This is a genomic window from Streptacidiphilus albus JL83 (genome assembly GCF_000744705.1).
GTDB classification, from domain to species: domain Bacteria; phylum Actinomycetota; class Actinomycetes; order Streptomycetales; family Streptomycetaceae; genus Streptacidiphilus; species Streptacidiphilus albus.
The window spans coordinates 6144349-6165546 of the sequence record NZ_JQML01000001.1 but is presented as its reverse complement, the minus strand read 5'-3'; the positions used below and the strand labels follow the sequence as shown (position 1 = coordinate 6165546).

Below are 21198 nucleotides of genomic sequence, written 5' to 3'. Positions count from 1 at the left end.
GTGCGTCGCGCTCAGTCCTTCGGGCGGTGCCGTCCGGAGAGCTTCAGCGCCCGCTGGTAGGTCCAGTATCCGAGCACACCTGCGATCACCAGGCACCACAGCACCGCCTCCGGCGCCTTCGTGTCCAGCGCGAAGGCCAGTGCCGGGACGGTGGTCAGCGGTCCGGCCGCGTACCAGGCGAGGAAGAGGAAAGGACCGATGCCGCCGGCCCCCTGCGGGGTGTACATGAGTTCCTGCCGGGAGGGCCCGCGGCAGGCGTTGACCATGGCCGCGCCGGTCAGCGGCAGCGCCGCCGCCGGGGCCAGCCAGACCGCGGCGGACGCGCCCAGCGCGGACGCGACCGCCGCGCCGGCGGCCAGCAGCAGCACCGAGGCGATCAGCGGCACCGCGCCGTGGCGCAGCATCAGCTTGGCGTACGGGTAGGGCGACCAGCCCGCACGGCGCGGGTCGTCGGCCTCCACCCGGACCGGCTCGGCGAGCTGCGCCACGCCGAGGTAGGCCAGCGCGACCGCGAGCGCGGTCAGCAGCACCCGGTCCGCGCCGCGGGCATTGGCGGCCGGGGTGGCCAGCAGCAGCGCGGGCGCGGCGAAGAGCACCGCGCGGCCGAACCGCGAGGGGGCGCGCAGCAGCGCGGTCAGGTCGCGCCAGGGGACGATCAGCCAGGGCCGCTGCGGCGGCGGGATCCGCAGCCGGACCTTGCGGCCCTTCTGCTCGGCCTGGGACAGCACCATCCGGGCGGAGCGGAGTTCGGCGGTACGGAGCGCGGCGGCGACCCCGGCCGCGGTCCTGGCCCGCAGCCGGAGGCTGCCCAGCGGGACCGAGCCGGCCGCCCAGTGGGCGGCGGCCACGGCCGCCAGTGTCACCACCACCAGCAGCACGGCGGCGATCCAGCCGCCGGGGAGCGCGGCGGTGGTCGGGCTGAGGCCCGCCAGTCCGCCCCAGCCCCAGGGCCCGGACCAGAGTTCGGCCCGCTCCAGGCCGGTGGCCCGGTGGCCCATCACGGCCAGCACGCTCTGCGCGGCCAGCAGCAGCACCAGCAGCGCCAGCACCGGGGAGGCCCGGCGCAGGTAGCGGGCGACCCGGGGGGAGCGCTCGACGGCGACCCCGCAGGCGGTGGCGATCAGCGGCACACAGATGCCGCCGATCAGCGCCCAGCCGAGGGCGGAGAGAAAGTGCACCCTGTCGGTGAGCGCGACCGCCACCGAGGCGCCGACGGCCGCGACCACGCCCGGAACCACGGCGATCACGGCGGACACCCAGAACCAGGGCCGCAGCAGCGGCGCGGGCCGGACCGGCTGCATCAGCAGCCAGTCGACGGTGGCGCGCGGGGCGACCACGGGGCCGCGCCAGAGCGCGTCCCTGGACACCACCAGGATCAGGCCGAGGCTCAGCGCGCAGACGGCCGAGGGCAGGGCGGCGAGCAGCCGGGGGCCGTCGGCGGTGTAGTTGGCGCCCATCGAGGCGTTGGTGAACAGTCCGAGCGAGAAGAGGCCGCCCCAGGTCAGCCCGATCATCACGAAGCAGTAGACGGTGTAGCCGATCTGGCCGGCCCGCGACCGCCGGTGCGGGGCGCGCAGCGCGCGCAGCAGGGTCAGCGTCTCGTCGGTCCAGTCGCCGAACTCGACGGCGCTCTCGGCCTCGGTCTCGGCCTCGGCGTCGCTCATCGGGCGCTGCCCGACGTGGTGCTGCCCGACGTGGTGCTGCCGGGTGCGGCGCTGCCGGGGAAGGCGGTCGGCAGGACCGCCTGCGGAGCGCCCTGGGCGAGCACCGCGCCGTCCTCCAGCAGCACGACCCGGTCGGCGACCGTGAACGCCAGGTCGGGGTGGTGGGTGGCGAGCAGGACCGCGACGCCGTCGGCGAGTTCGGCCTTCAGCAGGTCGGCGAGCCGCTGCCGGGCGCCGGGGTCGAGCCGCTGCTCGGGCTCGTCGAGGATCAGCAGGTCGCGCGGGCGCACCAGGGCGGCGGCCAGCAGCAGCGACTGGAGCTGGCCGGAGGAGAGCGAGTCGGGCAGCGCCTCGGCGTGCTCGGCCAGGCCCCGGTCGGCCAGGGCCCGGTCGACCCAGGTCAGCGGTTCGTCGACGCCGTGGGCGACGGCGACCAGGGCCAGGTGCTCGCGGACGGTCAGGTCGGGGTAGCAGGCGGAGACATCGCCCACCACCGCGAGCCTGGCCCGCACCCGCGGGTCGTTCTCGTCCACGGGCTCGCCGTCGAGCTTGACCGTGCCGCTGGTGGGGGTGTCCCGGCCGGCCGCCAGCCGCAGCAGGGTGGACTTCCCGGAACCGTTGTGGCCGACCAGCGCGACGCACTCGCCCGGGGCGATGTTCAGGTTCATCGGCTGCAGCGCCATCCGGCCGCCGTAGCGCCGGCTGACCTCACGGAGCGCCAGCAGAGGGGGACGTGCGACCTTCTTGGGCTTAGCCATGCGTACTGCCGGCCTCTCAAAACACGAAAAGGCCCTTGCGGGCCTTCGAATCTGCTGCGCCTGCTGGCTGGGGTACCAGGACTCGAACCTAGACTAAATGAACCAGAATCACTCGTGCTGCCAATTACACCATACCCCAATGCACATCACGCCGGTCCCCCGGCGAAACGGTGCGAGGAGAACACTACCTGACCGGCGGGCGCTGCTTGACCAGCCCGGCGTTCGCGGACCGCGACCGCCCGGCGCGAGCGACCGGACGCCGCGCACTCCCGGCAGTTCCGTGCCCCGTCAGTTCCGCGCCCCAAAACACAGCAGGCTCCCGGAAGACACCGGAAGCCTGGGTGAGGAAATGCGATTCTGCGGAGTACCCCCGACCGGATTCGAACCGGCGCTACTGCCGTGAGAGGGCAGCGTGCTAGGCCGCTACACAACGGGGGCAAACTTAGTGATCCTGCTCTTCGCCTCGGAGAATTGCTCGTTCCGATGGAGAGGGTGGAGGATCTGGTACCCCCGACCGGATTCGAACCGGCGCTACTGCCGTGAGAGGGCAGCGTGCTAGGCCGCTACACAACGGGGGCTTGATCTCTTCGGTGCTGGTACTGCGTACCCCCGACCGGATTCGAACCGGCGCTACTGCCGTGAGAGGGCAGCGTGCTAGGCCGCTACACAACGGGGGCGGGAAAACTCTTACTGCATTTGCAAGCCTCGTTCTGGCGAGGACCTACGCTGGGGTACCAGGACTCGAACCTAGACTAAATGAACCAGAATCACTCGTGCTGCCAATTACACCATACCCCATTGGCTGTCCAGGTGATCTTGGTGAGGACCTTCCGGTCTTCCCCGTCCCTCCCGGGCGGCGCAACAAGAAGAACACTACCCGATCCTGGGCATCGCTCCAAAATCGATTACCTCCAGCACTCCTGGCAGGTCAGCCAGGGTGACGATGCGGTGAACTCCGGAGGGGGCGGCGACCTGGGCGGCGCCGGAGCGGTCCAGCCAGACCGGATGCAGGCCGGCCCCGAGCGCGCCCAGGGCGTCGGTGGTCAGCCGGTCTCCGACGTAGGCCACCCGCTCCGGCGGCAGGCCGAGGGCGGCGCAGCCGGCCAGGAACGCCTCCGGGGCCGGCTTGGCGTGGCCGATGTCGTCGGAGCAGACCAGCGTCGCGAAGCGGCCGTCCACCCCCAGCCTGGCGAGCTTTCGCCGCTGGTGGGGGCCGCTGGAGTTGGACAGCAGGCCGTGCGCGTAGCCGTCGGCGAGTGCGTCCAGGGCCGGCAGCACGTCCTGGAAGAGCCGCCAGTGCCGCTCGGCCCGGCGGGAGTACCCGGCGAACCAGGCGTCGGCGTCCGCGTCGTCGAGCGGCGGACGGCCGAGCTCCACCAGCAGCAGCCGGACCCGTTCCCGGCGCTGCTGCTGGAAGCCCAGCTCACCGGCCAGGAAGCGCTCGTACATCAGCTCCATGAGCTGCCGCCAACGGCCGAGGGCCTGCTCCGGCGAGTCGAACTCACCGAGCAGGCCCTCGGCCGCCAGGTGCTCCAGGACCCCGGCCCGCTCCGCGGAGCCGTAGTCGACCAGCGTGTCGTCGATGTCCCAGAGGACACCGGTCCGGAGCGCCTCGGAGGCCTGGTGCACCCGGGTTCAGCTCTCGGTCCGGGCCAGCGCCGCGTTCAGCCGGCGGAGGGTCTCGTCGCGGCCGAGCAGCTCCATCGACTCGAACAGCGGCGGGGAGACCCGGCGGCCGGTGACGGCGACCCGGAGCGGGGTGAAGGCGAACTTGGGCTTGATGCCGAGCCCGTCGACCAGGGCCGCGCGCAGCGCCGCCTGGATGTCGTCCGGGTCGAAGCCCTCCAGCGCCTCCAGCGCGGCGATGCTGGCCGCCAGCACCGGGCGGGCGTCGGCGGTGAGCACCTTCTCCGCGTCGGCCGGGTCGAGGGCGAAGTCCTCGGGCGCGACGAAGAGGAAGCCGAGCATCCCGGAGATCTCGCTGAGGACGACCATCCGCTCCTGGGTCAGCGGCGCGGCGGCGATCAGCAGGTCGAGCTGGGCGTCGGTCGGCCCCTCGGCCGCGAAGTGGCCCGAGGCGACCAGGTAGGGCACCAGTCGGCGGACGAACTCGGCCGGGGCGAGTGCGCGCAGGTGCTCCGCGTTGATCGCCTCGGCCTTCTTCAGGTCGAACCGCGCCGGGTTGGCGTTGACCTTGGCGATGTCGAAGGCGGCGACCATCTCCGCCATCGAGAACCGGTCCCGGTCCTCGGCCAGCGACCAGCCCAGCAGTGCCAGGTAGTTGAGCAGGCCCTCGGGCAGGAAGCCGCGCTCGCGGTAGAGGTTGAGCGAGGCCTGCGGGTCGCGCTTGGACAGCTTCTTGTTGCCCTCGCCCATGACATAGGGGAGGTGGCCGAAGTGCGGGACCGTGCCGTCGGAGACGCCGATGTCGGCCAGCGCCCGGTAGAGCGCGATCTGACGCGGGGTCGAGGAGAGCAGGTCCTCGCCGCGCAGCACGTGGGTGATCCGCATCAGCGCGTCGTCGACCGGGTTGACCAGGGTGTAGAGCGGGGCGCCGTTGGCCCGGACGATGCCGTAGTCGGGCACGTTCTCCGGGGTGAAGGTGAGCTCGCCGCGGACCAGGTCGTCGAAGGTGATCGGCTCGTCCGGCATCCGGAAGCGGACGATCGGCTGCCGGCCCTCGGCCCGGTACGCCGCGACCTGCTCGGCCGTCAGCTCGCGGCAGTGGCCGTCGTAGCCGGAGGGCCGACCGGCCGCGCGGGCGGCGTCGCGGCGGGCGTCGAGCTCCTCGGTGGAGCAGTAGCAGTGGTAGGCGTGGCCGGCCGCGAGCAGCTTGGCGGCGACGTCGGCGTAGGTGTCCATCCGCTGCGACTGCCGGTAGGGCGCGTCCGGCCCGCCGACCTCGGGGCCCTCGTCCCAGTCGAAGCCCAGCCAGCGCATGGCCTCCAGCAGCTGCTGGTAGGACTCCTCGGAGTCGCGGGCCGCGTCGGTGTCCTCGATCCGGAAGACCAGCTTGCCGCCGTTGTGCCGGGCGAAGGCCCAGTTGAAGAGGGCGGTGCGGACCAGGCCGACGTGCGGGTTCCCGGTCGGGGAGGGACAGAAGCGGACCCGGACGGCCGGGTCGAGCTCGGGTGCGGGTCCGGTGTCAGCCACGCTTGACCACTCGATTCGTGAGAGTGCCGATGCCTTCGACGGAGACGGCGACCTCGTCGCCGATGCTCAGGGGTCCGACGCCCGCGGGGGTGCCGGTGAGGATGACGTCGCCCGGGAGCAGCGTCATGGCCTCGGAGATGTGCACGATCAGGTCCGCGACCGAGTGCACCATCTGCGAGGTGCGGCCGGCCTGGCGCAGTTCGCCGTTGACCGTGCAGGTGATCGCCAGGTCGGCGGGGTCGAGGTCGGTCTCGATCCAGGGGCCGAGCGGGCAGGAGGTGTCGAAGCCCTTGGCCCGGGCCCACTGGCCCTCGCGCTGCTGGACGTCGCGGGCGGTCACGTCGTTGGCGCAGGTGTAGCCGAAGACCACCTCGGCGACCCGGGCGTGCGGGACCTCGCGGCACATCCGGCCGATGACGACGGCCAGCTCGGCCTCGTACTGGACGTCGGAGGAGAACGGCGGGTACGCGATGTTCTCGGTGGGGCCGACGACGGCGGTGGAGGGCTTGAAGAAGGTGAGCGGGACCTCGGGGACCTCGTTGCCCAGCTCGGCGGCGTGCGCGGCGTAGTTGCGGCCGACGGCGACGATCTTGTTCGGCAGCATCGGCGGCAGCAGCCGCACCTCCGAGAGCGGGAGCACCTGGCCGGTGGGCTGGAGTTCGCCGAAGGGGTGGCCGGAGAGGACGTGGAGGGTCAGCGTCTCCGGTTGGGCGGCGTCGCCCTCGACGACCCCGAAGGTTACGTTCCCCTCACTGGAAAACCTGGCGATGCGCACGGTGACTGGTGTCCCCTCGGACTCGCGGATGGATCGCCGCCCAGCCTATCCGGAGCTGCGCCGCAGGCCCTGCCGGTTTCCTCCCGGCAGGGCCTGCGGCGTGACTGTACGTGTGCGGCCGTCCGCAGCGGTCGGGCCGTGGCGGTCGGACCGCGGCGGTCGGACCGCGGCGGTCGGACCGCGGCGGTCAGGCCTGGTCGGCCCGGACCGGGGCGACCATGAGGTTGGTGCGGCGCGGATTGGCCGTGCGCTGCGGCAGCGGAGTCTGCTCCGTGGCGGAGGCGCGCAGCGCGGGACCGGGCTCGGCGGGCAGGCCGGCCAGTTTCGTCCGGCGGGGGTTGGCCGTCGGACGGAAGCTCATCGTCGTCTTGGTGGACACGCGGACTACCTCACTCGTGGAGAGAAACCGGGGTGTTCGGTTGCCCATCCAGGATCTCATTCCACAGGAGCCACACTCAGCACTACCCAAACTCCTGTGATTTTGGTCACTTATCCTACCGACAGTTCCGACATTTGCGACATTGCCACTTTCTCCGTGAAATCGACATATCCTTCATATCGGACAAAATCATCACGCCCTGTCACCCTTGTTCGGACATGGACAATGGCCGCGTGTCCGAAAGGTGCACTATTCCCGGGGTCGCGGCACACCGACAGTGAGATTCCGCGCGCATGGAGTAGCAGTAGCCGCTACAGCCAGTCGCCCCTTGTTGCTGATGCGGCACTGTGCTGAAATGCCACGGACCGCCGGAGGCCACCCCTCCACTGCGCTACTGCCAGCGCCGGGGCGCACTCCACGGCGGCACACGGGCATTCATCAGGGGTTGCCCCAGGCAACCCCGCGCCCGCCCGAAACTCGACACCGTCCTGTCCGCGTCCACGCGGAGGGACGCCTGGTCCAGAGGTTGCGACGCTAGTGCAGGGACGTATCAAGAGGGGTGGCGGCGGCCCGGGCGACCCGGCGGACCGCGAAGCAGCCATTCGCCAGCAGCAACAGCAGTCGGCGGGCGGCCCAGCCGCCGTGCCCGGCCGCGAGTCGGCCGGAGCCGCAGGCCAGAAGCCCAGCGCAGGTCAGAAGCCCGAAGAGGCCGAGCCCAGCCGAATAGGCCGGATCGCGCCGAAGCGGGTCAGCGGCATGCGCCGCTACGGCCTGAGCAACTGGCGCATCCGCACCCGGCTGATCGCCCTGCTGACCCTGCCGGTCATCGCCGCCAGCATCCTCGGTGGCCTGCGCATCCAGAGCTCGCTGCAGACGGAGCAGTCGCTGGCCAAGGTCGCGCAGCTGGGCGCCGTCGCCCAGGACGCCACCAACCTGGCCACCGCGCTGGAGACCGAGCGCGACGCCATGGCCGGCGAGATCACCTCGACCGGCGAGCGCGACTCGGACAGCATCCAGGCCGCGCAGTACACGACCAACACGGTCGCCACCCACTTCATCACCCTGGCCAAGTCGCTCGACCTGAACGCCCTGCCCGGCCACGGCGCCGACATCACGGCCGTGCTGAGCAACCTCGGCACCCTGAAGAACAGCCGTGCGAGCGACTTCGCCATGGGTACCGGCGGCAACATCACCGCCTCGGTGTCGGACTACGACAACCTGATCCAGCAGCTGCTGTCGCTGAGCCAGAACCTCGCGCTCGCCTCCAGCAACAGCGAACTGCTCTCCTCCGCGCGTTCCCTGGAGATCTTCTCGCAGTGGAAGGAGTCGGTCTCGATCGTCCAGGCCGTCATCAGCGCCTCGCTGGCCTCGGGCAACGTGCTGGAGACCCAGGACCGGCTGTACGCGCAGACCGCCTTCACCAACGAGGCGTTCCTGCGGACCGAGTTCATCGCGCTCTACAACGGCGACTCGGCGAACCTGATCCAGTCCTGGACCTACAACACCAACATCAAGAACGCGAACCTGTTCGCCAACGCCGTGCTGAACGCGACCAACGGCTTCAAGGCGTACCCGGACGTGCTGCCCTCCTACTCGACCTGGGACGACGAGGCCGAGTCGCAGATCACCAGCATGACCAACGATGAGAACTACCTCCTGCAGAACCTCATCAACCAGGTCATCGACCAGCGCTCGCAGGCCCAGACGGACGTGATCCTGAACTCCGTGCTGATCGCGCTGGTGCTGCTGGTCGCCATCCTCGGCGCCGCGCTGGTGGCCCGCTCGATGGTCCGGACGCTGAACAAGCTGCAGTTCGCCGCCGAGGACGTGGCCGACCACCAGCTGCCGGAACTGGTCCGCACCCTCTCCGAGTCGGACCCGCAGGACGTCGACACCTCGGTCGCCTCGATCGGCATCGACACCACCGACGAGATCGGCCACGTGGCCCGGGCCTTCGACCAGGTCCACGCCCAGGCCGTCCGCCTCGCCGCCGAGCAGGCCCTGCTGCGAGGGAACATCAACGCGATGTTCACCAACCTCTCGCGCCGCTCCCAGGGCCTGATCCAGCGCCAGCTGTCGATGATCTCCGAGCTGGAGAGCCGCGAGGCCGACCCGGACCAGCTGGCCAGCCTCTTCAAGCTGGACCACCTGGCGACCCGTATGCGCCGCAACGGCGAGAACCTGCTCGTCCTCGCGGGCGAGGACCCGGGCCGACGCTGGACCCGCCCGGTGCCGCTGGTGGACGTGCTCCGCGCCGCCGCCTCCGAGGTGGAGCAGTACGAGCGCATCGAACTGGCCTCGGTGCCCACCGCCGAGGTCGCCGGACGAGTCGTCAACGACCTCGTCCACCTGCTCGCCGAGCTGCTGGAGAACGCCACCTCGTTCTCCAGCCCGCAGACCCGGGTCCGGGTCACCGGCCACGCACTGCCGGACGGGCGGGTGCTGGTCGAGATCCACGACACCGGCATCGGCCTCTCCCCGGAGGACCTCGCCGAGATCAACGAGCGGCTGGCCAACCCCCCGGTGGTGGACGTCTCGGTGTCCCGCCGGATGGGCCTGTTCGTGGTCGGTCGGCTGTCGCTCCGCCACGGCATCCGGATCCAGCTCCGCCCCAGCGACTCCGGCGGCACCACCGCGCTGGTCATGCTGCCGGTGGACGTCACCAACACCGCCGAGCGGCGCGGCCCCGGCGGCGGCCCCGGCGCGGGTCAGATGCCCGGTCAGATGGCCGGCCAGGGCGGTCCGGGCCAGCTTCCCGGCCAGGCGCGCCAGCGTCCGCAGGGCATGGCCGGCCTCCAGGGCGGCCCGCAGCGCGGCGCCGTGCCGCAGGGCCCCGGTCGCGCCCCGCTCCCGGCCGGCCCCTCCGGCCCGGTCCCCGGCCGCCCCTCCCTGCCCGGCCAGCCGCAGCAGGGCCTGCCGGGTCAGCCGGGTCAGCCGGGTCAGCCGGGTCAGCCGCAGCAGGGTCTGCCCGGTCAGTCCGGCCAGCCGCAGCAGGGCCTGCCCTCGCGTCGGCCGAACCCGACGCTGCCGCAGGGCAGCACGGCCCTCACCGGCCAGCACCAGCTCCCCCGGCGCGACCAGCAGCAGCCCGCTCCGCAGCAGCAGCCGCAGGCTCCGCAGCCGCCGCAGCAGGCCCAGCCGCAGGCTCCGCAGTCGCAGCAGCAGCAGTCGCAGTCCCCGCAGCAGCTGCCGGGTCGGCCGCTGCCCACCCGGGGCCAGCGCCCGCAGCCGCCGATGCCGGCCCCGGCCCCCGCGCCGGTGGAGGAGACCAACCTGTGGGCCGAGCAGCCCCAGCACGGCTCCCCCGACAGCACCGCGCAGTTCGCCCGTCCGCACTTCGAGGAGGAGCCGCAGCGCCCGGTCGCCCCGCAGCGCCCGGTCGCGCCGCAGCCGGTCGCCCCGCAGCGTCCGGTCGCCCCGCAGCCGGTCGCACCGCAGCCCGTCGCGCCGCAGTCGGCCGTCCCGCAGCCGGTCGTCCCGCAGCAGCCGGTTCCGCAGCCGGCCGCGCCGCTCCACCAGGACCCGGCCGACCACCCGCTGACGCGGGCGCTCCCGCCCGCCGAGGCCGACGCGGCCCGTTCGCCGATCTTCGAGGCGATGGAGTCCAACTGGTTCCGCAGCGGGCGGGCCGACCGGATGCGCGCGGTGCAGGTGTACGGCGACCAGGCCCAGGGCGGGCCGTCCGGTCCGCAGCAGGGGCAGCAGCGTCAGCCGCAGGCCCCGCAGCAGGCGGGTCCGCAGCAGCCCGGTTCGCCGCAGCCGGGTTCGCCGCAGGCGCCGCAGCCCACCGCGGCCTCCCGGCCGCAGGAGCCCCAGCAGCGCCCGCTGCCGCAGCGCGGCGCCCCCGCGGGCGCGGGCGGCTCCTCGGCGTCCGCCGCGGCCCCGTGGCGCGCCTCCTCCAACGACGAGGTGTGGCGCCGGGCCGAGCAGGTGCGTGAGCCCAGCGCCGGCGGTGTGATGCCCTCGGGCCTCCCCCGCCGGGTGCCGCAGGCGAACCTCGTGCCCGGTGCCGCCGAGAGCACGCCCGACAACGGGCCCCAGGTCTCCCGGTCGCCCGAGGAGGTCCGCGGACGGCTCACCAACCTGCGCCGCGGCATCCAGCAGGGACGCCAGGCAGGATCGCCGAACCCGTCCCAGGACCGGTCGCAGGACAACGGCCCGTACGGCACCAACCCCCAGGAGCGTTGACTCAGATGAGCCAGATGTCCCAAGCGGCACACAATCTGAACTGGTTGATCACCAACTTCGTGGACAACACCCCCGGCGTGTCGCACACGGTGGTGGTCTCCGCGGACGGCCTCCTGCTCGCCATGTCCGAGGGCTTCCCCCGGGACCGGGCCGACCAGCTCGCCGCCGTGGCCTCCGGGCTGACGTCGCTCACCCAGGGCGCCTCGCGGATCTTCGAGGGCGGCCGGGTGACCCAGACCGTGGTGGAGATGGAGCGCGGCTTCCTCTTCATCATGGCGGTCTCCGACGGCTCGTCCCTCGCCGTGCTGGCCTCGCCGGACAGCGACATCGGCCTGGTCGGCTACGAGATGGCGCTGCTGGTCGACCGGGCCGGCGACGTGCTGACCCCGGCCCTCCGTGCGGAGCTCCAGGGCAGCCTGCTCCACTGATCCCACCGCCGGGACGGCGGCTGCTCCGCCGTCCCGGCACTTGACGTGACCTCAGTACGACTGCTCGACTGCTCCACCGTCCGACCGACTGATCCACGGAAACCCTCAGCACCACCAACCGCCGCGGAGAGGCACCACGGACCGCTGCAGCTCAAGGAGGACAGATGGCCCCGCCCCAAGGCTCCACCGGTTCGTACGGCGGGGGCTCCCAGCCCCCGCTGGTGCGCCCCTACGCGATGACCGGAGGCCGGACCCGCCCCCGCTACCAGCTGGCGATCGAGGCCCTGGTCTCGACCACGGCCCAGGCCGACCGCGCGGGGACGCTGCTCCCCGAGCACCAACGGATCGTGCAGCTGTGCCGGGACGTCAAGTCGGTGGCGGAGGTCTCCGCCCTGGTACCCATACCCCTGGGTGTGGCCCGCATCCTCGTCGCCGACCTGGCCGAAGCCGGCCTGGTCGCGATCCACCAGCCGGCCGCGGCCACCGAGAACGGCGGCGCGCCGGACGTGACACTGCTCGAAAGGGTCCTCAGTGGACTACGCAAGCTCTAGGCCAGTGGCCCCTGCGCCGACCCGCGCCACCACGTCAGCGAAGATCGTCGTGGCGGGCGGCTTCGGTGTGGGCAAGACCACCCTGGTCGGCGCGGTCTCGGAGATCAACCCGCTGCGCACCGAAGCGGTGATGACCAGCGCCAGCGCCGGCATCGACGACCTCACCCATGTGGCGGGGAAGACCACGACCACGGTGGCCATGGACTTCGGCCGGATCACCCTGGACCAGGACCTGATCCTCTACCTCTTCGGCACCCCCGGACAGGACCGCTTCTGGTTCATGTGGGACGACCTCGTCCGCGGCGCCATCGGCGCCGTCGTCCTGGTCGACACCCGACGCCTCGCCGACTGCTTCCCCGCCATCGACTACTTCGAAAACAGCGGCCTGCCCTTCGTCGTCGCCCTCAACGTCTTCGACGGCACCCAGACCCACAACCCCGAAGAAGTCCGCGAAGCCCTCCAACTCAGCGCCGAAACCCCCATCATCACCACCGACGCCCGACGCCGCGACAGCGCCAAATCCGCACTCATCACCCTCGTCGAGCACGCCCTCCTCGCCCGACTGCGCTGAGCCCGCGCCAGGTGCACACATTTTCATAACAGTTAGACCCGCAATTCCCGGGGCGGCGTGACCAGGCGTAGCCGACTGTGCACGCTGCGCCGATCCGGAGGGGCGCATTCGGCATCGCTGGGCCATATGCCCCGTTTTGGCGTCGGCGCGCAACGTTGGAGCAGATGTTTGGCCGCTGCCCGACGGACGTGCTGAAATTCCAGCGATCCGCGCAGATCTGTAGAACTGGCCAACCCGGCCGAGAGGTTGTTGTCGAGTGAGGCAGAAGCAGGCAGACCCCGGACCCCGGCAGGACAGTGAACAGCCGGTGGCGGACGGCGGCGCTAGTTGGCGCTTCCGCAACTGGCGCGTGCCCACCCGGCTGACGGCCATTCTGCTGGTTCCCGTGCTCACCGGCGTGACCTTCGCCGGTCTGCGGGTGCACGACCAGCTCAACATCGCCAATGCGGCCGGCCAGAACGAGAAGGTCGCCATCCTGGTCCGCGACGCCACCACGGTCGTCGACGACCTGGAGAACGAGCGCGACCTGGCCGTGGCCCCCGCGCTGGCGGGCAACCGCAACGACCCCGCCGTCCTGCGCGCCCAGAAGCAGACCGACGCCGACATCCTCACCATGTACGCCGCCGCCACCTCGGTGCACAGCGACGCGCGGATCTCGACCGAGCTGGGCAACTTCAAGACCCTGCAGGCGCAGGAGCTGAAGGCGCTGCGGAGCCAGGGCAACTCCGCGTCCATGGACCCGATCACCACCAACTCGAACTACTCCAACCTGTTCTTCGAGCTGATGGGCCTGGACAACGAGCTGAGCTTCGGCAACAACAACGTCAACAGCCGCGGCCGCGAGCTCTACGCGCTGACCCTGCAGAAGGCGTCCACCTCCAACGAGCGCAACCTGGTGACGATCGCCCTGGTCGCCGACAAGATGCCGACAGAGCTTTCGGTGGGCGTCCAGGTCGCGAACAAGCTCACCCAGGTCGCCAACGGCCAGTTCGTGGTCTCCGGGATCCCCTCCGACCTCGCGCTCTACCAGAAGACCGTGACGGCCGCGCCGATCACTCCCACCGAGGAGAAGCTGGAGGCGCTGGGGCTGGCGGGCAAGCGGCTGTCGTCCTCCGGGGTGACCCCCGCCTCCTGGTACCAGGACTCCTCCGCGCTGATCCAGCAGGAGCGCCAGGTCGAGTCGGCGATCACCGACCAGATCGTCCAGGACGCCAAGAGCGCCCAGCACAGCGCGGACCAGCAGGCGCTGATCATCGGCATCGAGGCGCTGGCCGCGCTGCTGGCCTCGGCGCTGCTGACGATGGTGATGTCCCGCTCGATGGTGCGCGGCATGCGCACCCTGCGCAACAGCGCCCAGGAGATCGCCGGCGAGCGGCTGCCGGACCTGGTCCGCAAGCTCTCCAAGACCGACCCGGAGCGGGTCGACACCACCGTCGCACCGATCCCGCTGACCGGGCGGGACGAGATCGGCGAGGTCGCCCGGGCCTTCGAGGACGTCCTCCGCGAGGCCGTCCGACTCGCCTCCGAGCAGGCGCTGCTCCGCGGCAACGTCAACGCGATCTTCACCAACCTGTCCCGGCGCAGCCACGGCCTGATCGAGCGTCAGCTCGAACTGATCTCGGTGCTGGAGTCCAACGAGGCCGACCCGGACCAGCTGGAGAGCCTGTTCAAGCTCGACCACCTGGCCACCCGGATGCGCCGCAACGGTGAGAACCTGCTGGTCCTGGCCGGCGAGAGCGCCGGACGCGAGTGGACCGACCCGGTGCCGCTGGTGGACGTGCTCCGCGCCGCCGCCTCCGAGGTGGAGCAGTACGAGCGGGTCGAGCTCAGCGGCATACCGGAGGCCGAGGTCATCGGCGTCGCCGTGACCGACCTGGTGCACCTGCTCGCCGAGCTGCTGGAGAACGCCACCGCCTTCTCCAGCCCGCAGACCCGGGTCAGGGTCACCGCGACCCGACTGCCCGACCAGCGGATGCTGGTCGAGATCCACGACAAGGGCATCGGCCTCACCCCCGAGGACTTCGCCGGCATCAACAGCAAGCTGGCCGACCCGCCGACCGTGGACGCCTCGGTCTCCCGGCAGATGGGCCTGTTCGTGGTCGGCCGGCTGGCCGAGCGGCACGGCGTCCGGGTCCAGCTGCGCCCCTCGGGCGAGTCGGCCGGGACCACCTCGCTGGTGATGATGCCCGAGCACCTGACCCAGCTGCCCCGGGTGACCGAGCCCGAGGAGACCTACTCGGTCTCCCGGGTCTACCCGGAGACCGAGGCCGAGACCACCGGCCCGGTCCCGGCCCTGGGCTTCGCCCCCACCCCCGCCCCGGACTTCGGCGCGGCCCCGGACTTCGAACCGGCCGCTCCGGCCGCTCCGGGCTTCGCCCCGGCCGCGGACTTCGGTGGCGGCTACCCGGAGGCCGGCGGCTACGGCGACACCGGCAGCTACCCGGTGCCCGGCCTGCTCACCGCGAGCGAGCTCGGCTTCGACGACAGCCGCTACGAGGTGCCCGCCCCCGCGGTCCAGCAGCCGCCCGCCCCGGCCGCACCCACGCCGCGGCTGCGCCGGCTCGGCCAGCGCCGCGAGACGGCCGCGCTGGAGGCCGCCGCTCCGCAGCCCGCTCCCGCACCCGCCCCGGCGCCGCAGGCCCGGCCCACCGCTCCGCAGCCCGCAGCGCAGCCCGCAGCGCAGCCCGCACCGCAGCGCGGCTTCGAGGGCACGCCCTACGCCGACAACGGCTATCCGGGCGGGGAGTTCGACCGGGCCACCGGTTACGACGACGAGTACCCGACCACCTCCTTCCCGGCCGCCGCCTTCCCGGACGCGCCGTTCCCCGCCCCGGCCTTCCCGGAGCCCGGGTACCCGGAGCCCGGGTACCGCGACTCCGGCTACCCGGCGGCCTTCCCCGAGCAGCCCTACCAGGGCGGGTTCCAGGAGCAGTCCTACCCCGCCCCGGACGCGGGCTACGAGGCCGGCCGCTACACCGCCGCCGACTTCGACTCGGCCGCACCCGCCCTCAGCCCCTTCACCCACGACCGGCGGGGCCGGAAGGAGCACTCGGCTCCCTACCAGCCCGAACCGCAGTTCAACCAGCCGTACTACCCGGAGACCCCGCAGGCCCCGCAGGCCGAGGAGCCGCGTCCCTCGCTGCCGCAGAACAACGGCGGCGCCGGCGGCACCGGCGCGCTGCCGCAGCGCCGTCCCGGCCAGGCCCTCGGCGGTCGGGCCATCGGCGAGCGGGAGACCGGCGAGCGTCCCAACTGGTTCACCGGCGCCCGTGAGGACAGCGGCCAGAGCTCGACGGACGCCTTCCTGCCGACCGCGCCGGAGGCCATGCGCACCCCCGTGGCCGGCGGCACCACCGAGGCGGGCCTGCCCCGCCGCGTGCCGCGGCAGAACCTGCTCCCGGGCAACGTCCAGGAACCCGGCCGCGACCAGGCCGGCAGCACCACCTCGCAGCTGTCCCGCACCCCCGAGGAGGTCCGCGGCCGGCTCACCAATCTGCGCCGCGGCGTCCAGCAGGGCCGCAGCGCAGGCGACTCTCCCCACCCCGACCAGCACGGCGGCACCGATCTCTTCGGCGGCCCGAACCACCCGGAGCGTTAGCAGTGAGTCAGATGTCCCAGGCGGCACAGAACCTGAACTGGTTGATCACCAACTTCGTGGACAGCACCCCCGGGGTGTCGCACACGGTGGTGGTGTCCGCGGACGGCCTCCTGCTCGCCATGTCCGAGGGCTTCCCCCGGGACCGGGCCGACCAGCTCGCCGCGGTGGCCTCCGGGCTGAGCTCGCTCACCCAGGGCGCCTCGCGGATCTTCGAGGGCGGCCGGGTGACCCAGAGCGTGGTGGAGATGGAGCGCGGCTTCCTCTTCATCATGGCGGTCTCCGACGGCTCGTCACTTGCCGTGCTGGCGGCCCCGGACAGCGATATCGGCCTGGTGGGGTACGAGATGGCACTCCTGGTCGACCGGGCCGGTACGGTGCTGACCCCGGCCCTGCGCGCGGAGCTCCAGGGCAGCCTGCTCCACTGACAGACTCCGCCGGAACCGCAGCACCGTACCGAGACCACAGCACTGCACCGATGCACGGCCAGCACCCGCACCACCCGCACAGCACACAGACAAGAGCCGCAACGCCCCGTCGCCCCACTGTGAGGAGGAACCGTGACAGCGTCAGAGGATCAGCACGGCCAGTACGGCACCGGCTATCCGGGTACAGGTCATGACGCGTTCGGCGGTCCCGGTGGCGGCTACGCCCCCGGCTACCCCGGCTACGAGAGCAACCCGTACCAGGAAGAACAGCGGTACGTCGAGAACGGCTACACCGGAGGCGGCTACCGCGACCAGCCGTACCAGGACGACTGGAACCGTCCGTCCTCGTCGGCCCAGGGGTCCCGGCGCGGCGAGCCGGAGCAGGACCAGGACGACCAGCCGCTGATCCGCCCCTACGCGATGACCGGCGGCCGGACCCGGCCCCGCTACCAGTTGGCGATCGAGGCCCTGGTCTCGACCACGACGCCGCCCGAGCGCTTCGCCTCGCTCCTCCCGGAGCACCAGCGGATCTGCCACCTCTGCCAGGACATCAAGTCCGTGGCCGAGATCTCGGCCCTGCTGTCCATCCCCCTCGGGGTGGCCCGCATCCTCGTTGCCGACCTGGCCGAATCCGGCCTGGTCGCGATCCACCAGCCCGCTGCCGGAGGCGATTCCGGCGGCACGCCAGACGTGACACTGCTCGAAAGGGTGCTCAGTGGACTACGCAAGCTCTAGGCCCGCGGCTCCTGCCCCGACCCGCGCCACCACCTCCGCGAAGATCGTCGTGGCGGGCGGCTTCGGTGTGGGCAAGACCACCCTGGTCGGCGCGGTCTCGGAGATCAACCCGCTGCGCACCGAAGCGGTGATGACCAGCGCCAGCGCCGGCATCGACGACCTGAGCCACGTCGCCGACAAGACCACCACCACGGTGGCCATGGACTTCGGCCGGATCACCCTGGACCAGGACCTGATCCTCTACCTCTTCGGCACCCCCGGACAGGACCGCTTCTGGTTCATGTGGGACGACCTCGTCCGCGGCGCCATCGGCGCCGTCGTCCTGGTCGACACCCGACGCCTCGCCGACTGCTTCCCCGCCATCGACTACTTCGAAAACAGCGGCCTGCCCTTCGTCGTCGCCCTCAACGTCTTCGACGGCACCCAGACCCACAACCCCGAAGAAGTCCGCGAAGCCCTCCAACTCAGCGCCGAAACCCCCATCATCACCACCGACGCCCGACGCCGCGACAGCGCCAAATCCGCACTCATCACCCTCGTCGAGCACGCCCTCCTCGCCCGACTGCGCTAGCCGCCGCGCGGACAGGAGGGCGGGCCGGTCCGGCAGCGAGCCTGCCGTACCGGCCCGTCCTCCTGTCCGGCCTCCGCACCGGCCCCTTACCGGGCCGTTCTTGACGGTGCGACAGGAGCCGTGGTCTGCTGGCCGGACGTCGGAACGACGCGCTGCCGGGACGGGGACGAACGAACGGGGTCGCAGCCAGTGCCTGTCAATGCGTCAATGTCTCTCGCCAAGTCGCTGCCGCTCGACGACAGCGCGCCGGTGGCCGAAGCGATCCCGGTGGCCGACGCGTCACCGGTGGTCGACGCATCGCCGACGGTCGACGGTTCGGACGCGGCCCGACGGGCCGTCGCGGTCGAGGACCGCTACCCCACCCCGGACGAGGTCGTCCGGGCGGCGGAGCTGCTGGCCGAGCGCCATCCCGAGCTCTGCCGGCTGCGGCAGGTCGGCCGCTCGCGGGCCGGACGGCCGCTGCTGCTGCTCTCGGTCGGCCGGGCGGCGCCACAGGCACTGGTGGTGGCCGGAGCGCACGCCAACGAGTCGGTCGGCGGCGCCACCGTGCTGGAGCTGGCCCGCCGGGTCGTCGCCGACCCCGGGCTGCGGGCCGGCTGCACCTGGAACCTGCTGCTCTGCCTGGACCCCGACGGCGCCAGCCTGGCCTCCCACGGCCGCACCCCCGGCCCGTACACCCTGGCCGGGCACTACCGGGACTTCTTCCGCCCGGCCGGCGAGGAGCAGCCGGAGTGGGCCCCCTCGCTCGGCGCGGACCTGCCGGAGAGCCGGGCCCTGCTCGCGGTCATCGACGAGCTGCGGCCGTTCCTCCAGTGCTCGCTGCACAGCACCGACGTGGGCGGGACCTTCCTGCAGGCGACCCGCGACCAGCCCGGACTCGACGGGCACTTCGCCCGCTCGGCCGCCGGGCTCGGCATCCCGGTCGAACTCTCGCCCTACGACGTCTACTTCTGGCCCAACCCGAACCCCGGCGTGTTCCTGATGCCCGAGGCGGCCGACCGGGGACCGGAGGCCAGCTCCCGGGAGCTCGGCCGCACCACCTGGCACGCCCCGCACCGGCACGGCGGCTCCACGCTGATCGTCGAGGTGCCGCTGTGGACCTGCGGCCGGCTGGCCGACCCGACCCCGATCGGCGACCCCGAGGCCGAACTGACCGCCCTCGCCGCCCGGATGCGCCGGCACGGCCGGCTGCTCGACGAGCTGCTGGCCCAGGCCGAGCGGCTCGGCGCGCTGACCGAGGGCCCGCTGCCGCGCGCCGTCCGCAGCGCCCTCGACGTCTGCGCGCCGCTGGCCGACGAGTGGGACCCGGGCGTCGTCCTTCCGGACCAGCCCGCGCTGCCGCCGATGACCCGTTCCCGGCTGGCGACCCTGGAGCTGTGGGCGCACCGGGTGCCGCTGCGCGCCGCGTCGATGCTGCGCCGGGCGCTCGATCCGCAGCGCCCCGGCACCGGACCGCTGCGCGACCGGCTGGAGGCTCTGGCCGACCACTGGTGCGAGGAGTACCGGCAGCGGTTCCCCGGCACCTGGCTGCCGATCGCCCGCCAGGTCGAGCACCAGGCCGGCACCGTCGCGGCCGCCGTCCTGCTGGCCCGGCCCGGCGGCGGCGCGCGGTAGGCCCCGGCCTCAGTCCTCCTGGGGCTCCAGCCCGGCCCGGATCAGCCCGATGGTGTAGGCGTCCTCAAGTGCCTGCCAGGAGGCGCCGATCACGTTCTCGGCGACGCCGACGGTCGACCATTCGACCTTGCCGTCGCCGGTGGACACCAGCACCCGGGTCTTCGACTCGGTGCCGTGCTGGCCCTCCAGGATGCGGACCTTGTAGTCCACCAGCTCCAGGGCGGCCAGCTGCGGGTAGATCCGCTCCAGCGCGGCGCGCAGCGCCTGGTCCAGGGCGTGCACCGGGCCGTTGCCCTCGCCGGTGGCGACGGTCCTGGTGCCCTTGACGCTCAGCCTGACCGTGGCCTCGTTGGCCGGGCTGCCGTCGGCGCGCTGCTCGCTGATGGTGCGCCAGGACTCCAGGGTGAAGAAGCGCCTGCGCCGACCGGCGATCTCGTCGCGCAGCAGCAGCTCGAAGGAGGCGTCGGCGGCCTCGTAGGTGTAGCCGAGGTTCTCCCGCGCCTTGACCGAGGCGACCACCCGGCCGACCGCGTCGCGGTCGAGGGTGTCCTGGAAGCCCAGCTCGACGGCCTTCAGCTCGACCGAGGCGCGGCCGGCCATGTCGGAGACCAGCATCCGCATGCTGTTGCCGACCAGCGCCGGGTCGGTGTGCTGGTACAGGTCGGGGTCGACCTTGATCGCGGAGGCGTGCAGCCCGGCCTTGTGGGCGAAGGCGGACACCCCGACATAGGGCTGGTGGGTGGACGGCGTCAGGTTGACGACCTCGGCGATGGCGTGCGAGATCCGGGTCATCTCCTGGAGCGCGCCGGGGGGCAGCACCCGGCGGTCGTGCTTCAGCTCCAGTGCGGCGGCCACCGGGAAGAGGTTGGCGTTGCCGACCCGCTCGCCGTAGCCGTTGGCCGTGCACTGGACGTGGGTGGCGCCGGCGTCCACGGCGGCCAGGGTGTTGGCGACGGCGCAGCCGGTGTCGTCCTGGGCGTGCATCCCGATCCGCGCGCCGGGCAGGTAGCCGGCGGTCTGCGCGAGGACGTCGGCGACGACCGCGTGGACGCCGGCCGGCAGCATCCCGCCGTTGGTGTCGCAGAGCACGACCACGTCGGCCCCGGCCTCGTGCGCGGTCCGGACCACGGCGAGGGCGTAGTCCCGGTTGGCCTTGTAGCCGTCGAAGAAGTGCTCGCAGTCGAGGAAGACCCGGCGGCCGAGCGAGCGCAGGTGGCGCACGCTGTCGGCGATCATCTCCAGGTTCTCCTCCAGCGTGGTGCGGAGGGCCAGTTCGACGTGGCGGTCGTGGGACTTGGCGACCAGGGTGACCACCGGGGCGCCGGAGGCGACCAGGGCGGCCAGTTGGGCGTCGTCGGCGGCGCTGCCGCCGGCCCGGCGGGTCGCGCCGAAGGCGACCAGTTGGGCGTTGCGCAGCTCCAGTTCGGCGGCGGCGCGGGCGAAGAACTCGGTGTCACGGGGGTTGGCACCGGGCCAGCCGCCCTCGATGAAGCCGACTCCGAAGTCGTCCAGATGGCGGGCGATGGCCAGCTTGTCGGCAACGGTGAGGTTGATGCCCTCGCGCTGCGCACCGTCGCGAAGCGTGGTGTCGAAGACGTGGAAGTCGTCGTTGAGGGTCATGCCTGGGGTCTCCTGTCCGGGGCTGGGTGGCCCCCGGCCGGCTGGTTGCCGGGCGGGGACCTCCACGGGGATCCCGGGGTGACTCCCGGGACCATGGCCACTGTCCCCCATCGCCGCGTGCGCCTCGGTCGTCCGACGGCTCCTTGTGGGAGCGCGCCGGGCAACAAA

At 72.3% G+C, this 21198-nt stretch carries 16 protein-coding genes and 5 tRNA genes; 9 read left to right on the top strand and 12 right to left on the bottom strand.

Annotated features, from left to right (window positions below; translation table 11 throughout):
• Nucleotides 1-11 precede the first annotated feature (11 nt).
• The 11 genes from BS75_RS26965 to BS75_RS26915 form a co-directional block, all read right to left on the bottom strand.
• On the bottom strand, nucleotides 12-1664 hold the full coding sequence (locus tag BS75_RS26965; protein ID WP_052069729.1) for a hypothetical protein: 1653 nt from the start codon (nucleotides 1662-1664) through the stop codon (nucleotides 12-14).
• Entirely contained in the window at nucleotides 1661-2422 is a 762-nt protein-coding gene (locus BS75_RS26960) for an ABC transporter ATP-binding protein (protein ID WP_042437347.1), read from the bottom strand. The genes BS75_RS26965 and BS75_RS26960 overlap by 4 nt, the downstream gene beginning before the upstream one ends.
• Before the next feature lie 64 nt (nucleotides 2423-2486).
• Nucleotides 2487-2561: transfer RNA gene (locus BS75_RS26955), tRNA-Gln, on the bottom strand.
• A 226-nt stretch (nucleotides 2562-2787) separates the two neighbouring features.
• Nucleotides 2788-2860, bottom strand: a tRNA-Glu gene (locus BS75_RS26950).
• Between the two features lie 64 nt (nucleotides 2861-2924).
• Nucleotides 2925-3000: transfer RNA gene (locus BS75_RS26945), tRNA-Glu, on the bottom strand.
• A gap of 26 nt (nucleotides 3001-3026) precedes the next feature.
• Nucleotides 3027-3099, bottom strand: a tRNA-Glu gene (locus BS75_RS26940).
• A gap of 49 nt (nucleotides 3100-3148) precedes the next feature.
• Nucleotides 3149-3220: transfer RNA gene (locus tag BS75_RS26935), tRNA-Gln, on the bottom strand.
• Nucleotides 3221-3295: 75 nt separating this feature from the next.
• Nucleotides 3296-4051 (bottom strand): HAD family hydrolase, encoded by a 756-nt coding sequence (locus BS75_RS26930; protein ID WP_034090097.1) that lies wholly within the window; start codon nucleotides 4049-4051, stop codon nucleotides 3296-3298.
• A gap of 6 nt (nucleotides 4052-4057) precedes the next feature.
• The gene (gene gltX, locus BS75_RS26925; protein WP_034090096.1) at nucleotides 4058-5575 is read right to left on the bottom strand and encodes a glutamate--tRNA ligase; all 1518 of its coding nucleotides are present in this window, start codon (nucleotides 5573-5575) and stop codon (nucleotides 4058-4060) included.
• Entirely contained in the window at nucleotides 5568-6350 is a 783-nt protein-coding gene (locus BS75_RS26920; RefSeq protein ID WP_034090095.1) for a fumarylacetoacetate hydrolase family protein, read from the bottom strand. The genes gltX and BS75_RS26920 overlap by 8 nt, the downstream gene beginning before the upstream one ends.
• Nucleotides 6351-6537: 187 nt before the next feature.
• Complete coding sequence (locus tag BS75_RS26915) at nucleotides 6538-6729, bottom strand: hypothetical protein (protein WP_034090094.1); 192 nt, start codon at nucleotides 6727-6729, stop codon at nucleotides 6538-6540.
• 537 nt (nucleotides 6730-7266) lie between these two features.
• Here BS75_RS26915 and BS75_RS26910 point away from each other — a divergent pair.
• The 9 genes from BS75_RS26910 to BS75_RS26870 all read left to right on the top strand — a co-directional run bounded on the left by BS75_RS26910 (nucleotide 7267) and on the right by BS75_RS26870 (nucleotide 19410).
• Entirely contained in the window at nucleotides 7267-10917 is a 3651-nt protein-coding gene (locus tag BS75_RS26910) for a nitrate- and nitrite sensing domain-containing protein (RefSeq protein ID WP_081982604.1), read from the top strand.
• Nucleotides 10918-10922: 5 nt separating this feature from the next.
• Complete coding sequence (locus BS75_RS26905) at nucleotides 10923-11345, top strand: roadblock/LC7 domain-containing protein (protein ID WP_034090093.1); 423 nt, start codon at nucleotides 10923-10925, stop codon at nucleotides 11343-11345.
• Nucleotides 11346-11509: 164 nt separating this feature from the next.
• Entirely contained in the window at nucleotides 11510-11896 is a 387-nt protein-coding gene (locus BS75_RS26900) for a DUF742 domain-containing protein (RefSeq protein WP_034090092.1), read from the top strand.
• Nucleotides 11877-12467: a GTP-binding protein gene (locus BS75_RS26895; protein ID WP_034090091.1), complete on the top strand. Its 591-nt coding sequence runs from the start codon at nucleotides 11877-11879 to the stop codon at nucleotides 12465-12467. The genes BS75_RS26900 and BS75_RS26895 overlap by 20 nt, the downstream gene beginning before the upstream one ends.
• A 256-nt stretch (nucleotides 12468-12723) precedes the next feature.
• Nucleotides 12724-16065: a sensor histidine kinase gene (locus BS75_RS51610; RefSeq protein ID WP_081982603.1), complete on the top strand. Its 3342-nt coding sequence runs from the start codon at nucleotides 12724-12726 to the stop codon at nucleotides 16063-16065.
• Between the two features lie 11 nt (nucleotides 16066-16076).
• On the top strand, nucleotides 16077-16490 hold the full coding sequence (locus BS75_RS26885) for a roadblock/LC7 domain-containing protein (RefSeq protein ID WP_034093854.1): 414 nt from the start codon (nucleotides 16077-16079) through the stop codon (nucleotides 16488-16490).
• A 132-nt stretch (nucleotides 16491-16622) separates the two neighbouring features.
• Nucleotides 16623-17225, top strand: coding sequence for a DUF742 domain-containing protein (locus tag BS75_RS26880; RefSeq protein WP_034090090.1), 603 nt, complete (start codon nucleotides 16623-16625; stop codon nucleotides 17223-17225).
• Nucleotides 17206-17796 carry a GTP-binding protein gene (locus tag BS75_RS26875; RefSeq protein WP_081982602.1) on the top strand — a complete coding sequence of 197 codons (591 nt, stop codon included), beginning with the start codon at nucleotides 17206-17208 and terminating at the stop codon, nucleotides 17794-17796. The genes BS75_RS26880 and BS75_RS26875 overlap by 20 nt, the downstream gene beginning before the upstream one ends.
• A gap of 207 nt (nucleotides 17797-18003) precedes the next feature.
• Nucleotides 18004-19410, top strand: a complete 1407-nt coding sequence (locus BS75_RS26870) for a M14 family zinc carboxypeptidase (protein ID WP_081982601.1) — start codon at nucleotides 18004-18006, stop codon at nucleotides 19408-19410.
• 9 nt (nucleotides 19411-19419) lie between these two features.
• Here BS75_RS26870 and cimA read toward each other — a convergent pair whose 3' ends face one another.
• Nucleotides 19420-21030, bottom strand: coding sequence for a citramalate synthase (cimA, locus tag BS75_RS26865; protein ID WP_034090088.1), 1611 nt, complete (start codon nucleotides 21028-21030; stop codon nucleotides 19420-19422).
• Between the last annotated feature and the right edge of the window lie 168 nt (nucleotides 21031-21198).

Excerpts from the sequence above, each read along its gene's own strand:
- cimA (WP_034090088.1), bottom strand. The coding sequence starts at position 21,030 with ATGACCCTCAACGACGACTTCCACGTCTTCGACACCACGCTTCGCGAC.
- BS75_RS26900 (WP_034090092.1), top strand. The coding sequence starts at position 11,510 with ATGGCCCCGCCCCAAGGCTCCACCGGTTCGTACGGCGGGGGCTCCCAG.
- BS75_RS26965 (WP_052069729.1), bottom strand. The coding sequence starts at position 1,664 with ATGAGCGACGCCGAGGCCGAGACCGAGGCCGAGAGCGCCGTCGAGTTC.
- BS75_RS26885 (WP_034093854.1), top strand. The coding sequence starts at position 16,077 with ATGTCCCAGGCGGCACAGAACCTGAACTGGTTGATCACCAACTTCGTG.
- BS75_RS26905 (WP_034090093.1), top strand. The coding sequence starts at position 10,923 with ATGAGCCAGATGTCCCAAGCGGCACACAATCTGAACTGGTTGATCACC.
- BS75_RS26960 (WP_042437347.1), bottom strand. The coding sequence starts at position 2,422 with ATGGCTAAGCCCAAGAAGGTCGCACGTCCCCCTCTGCTGGCGCTCCGT.
- BS75_RS26870 (WP_081982601.1), top strand. The coding sequence starts at position 18,004 with ATGTCTCTCGCCAAGTCGCTGCCGCTCGACGACAGCGCGCCGGTGGCC.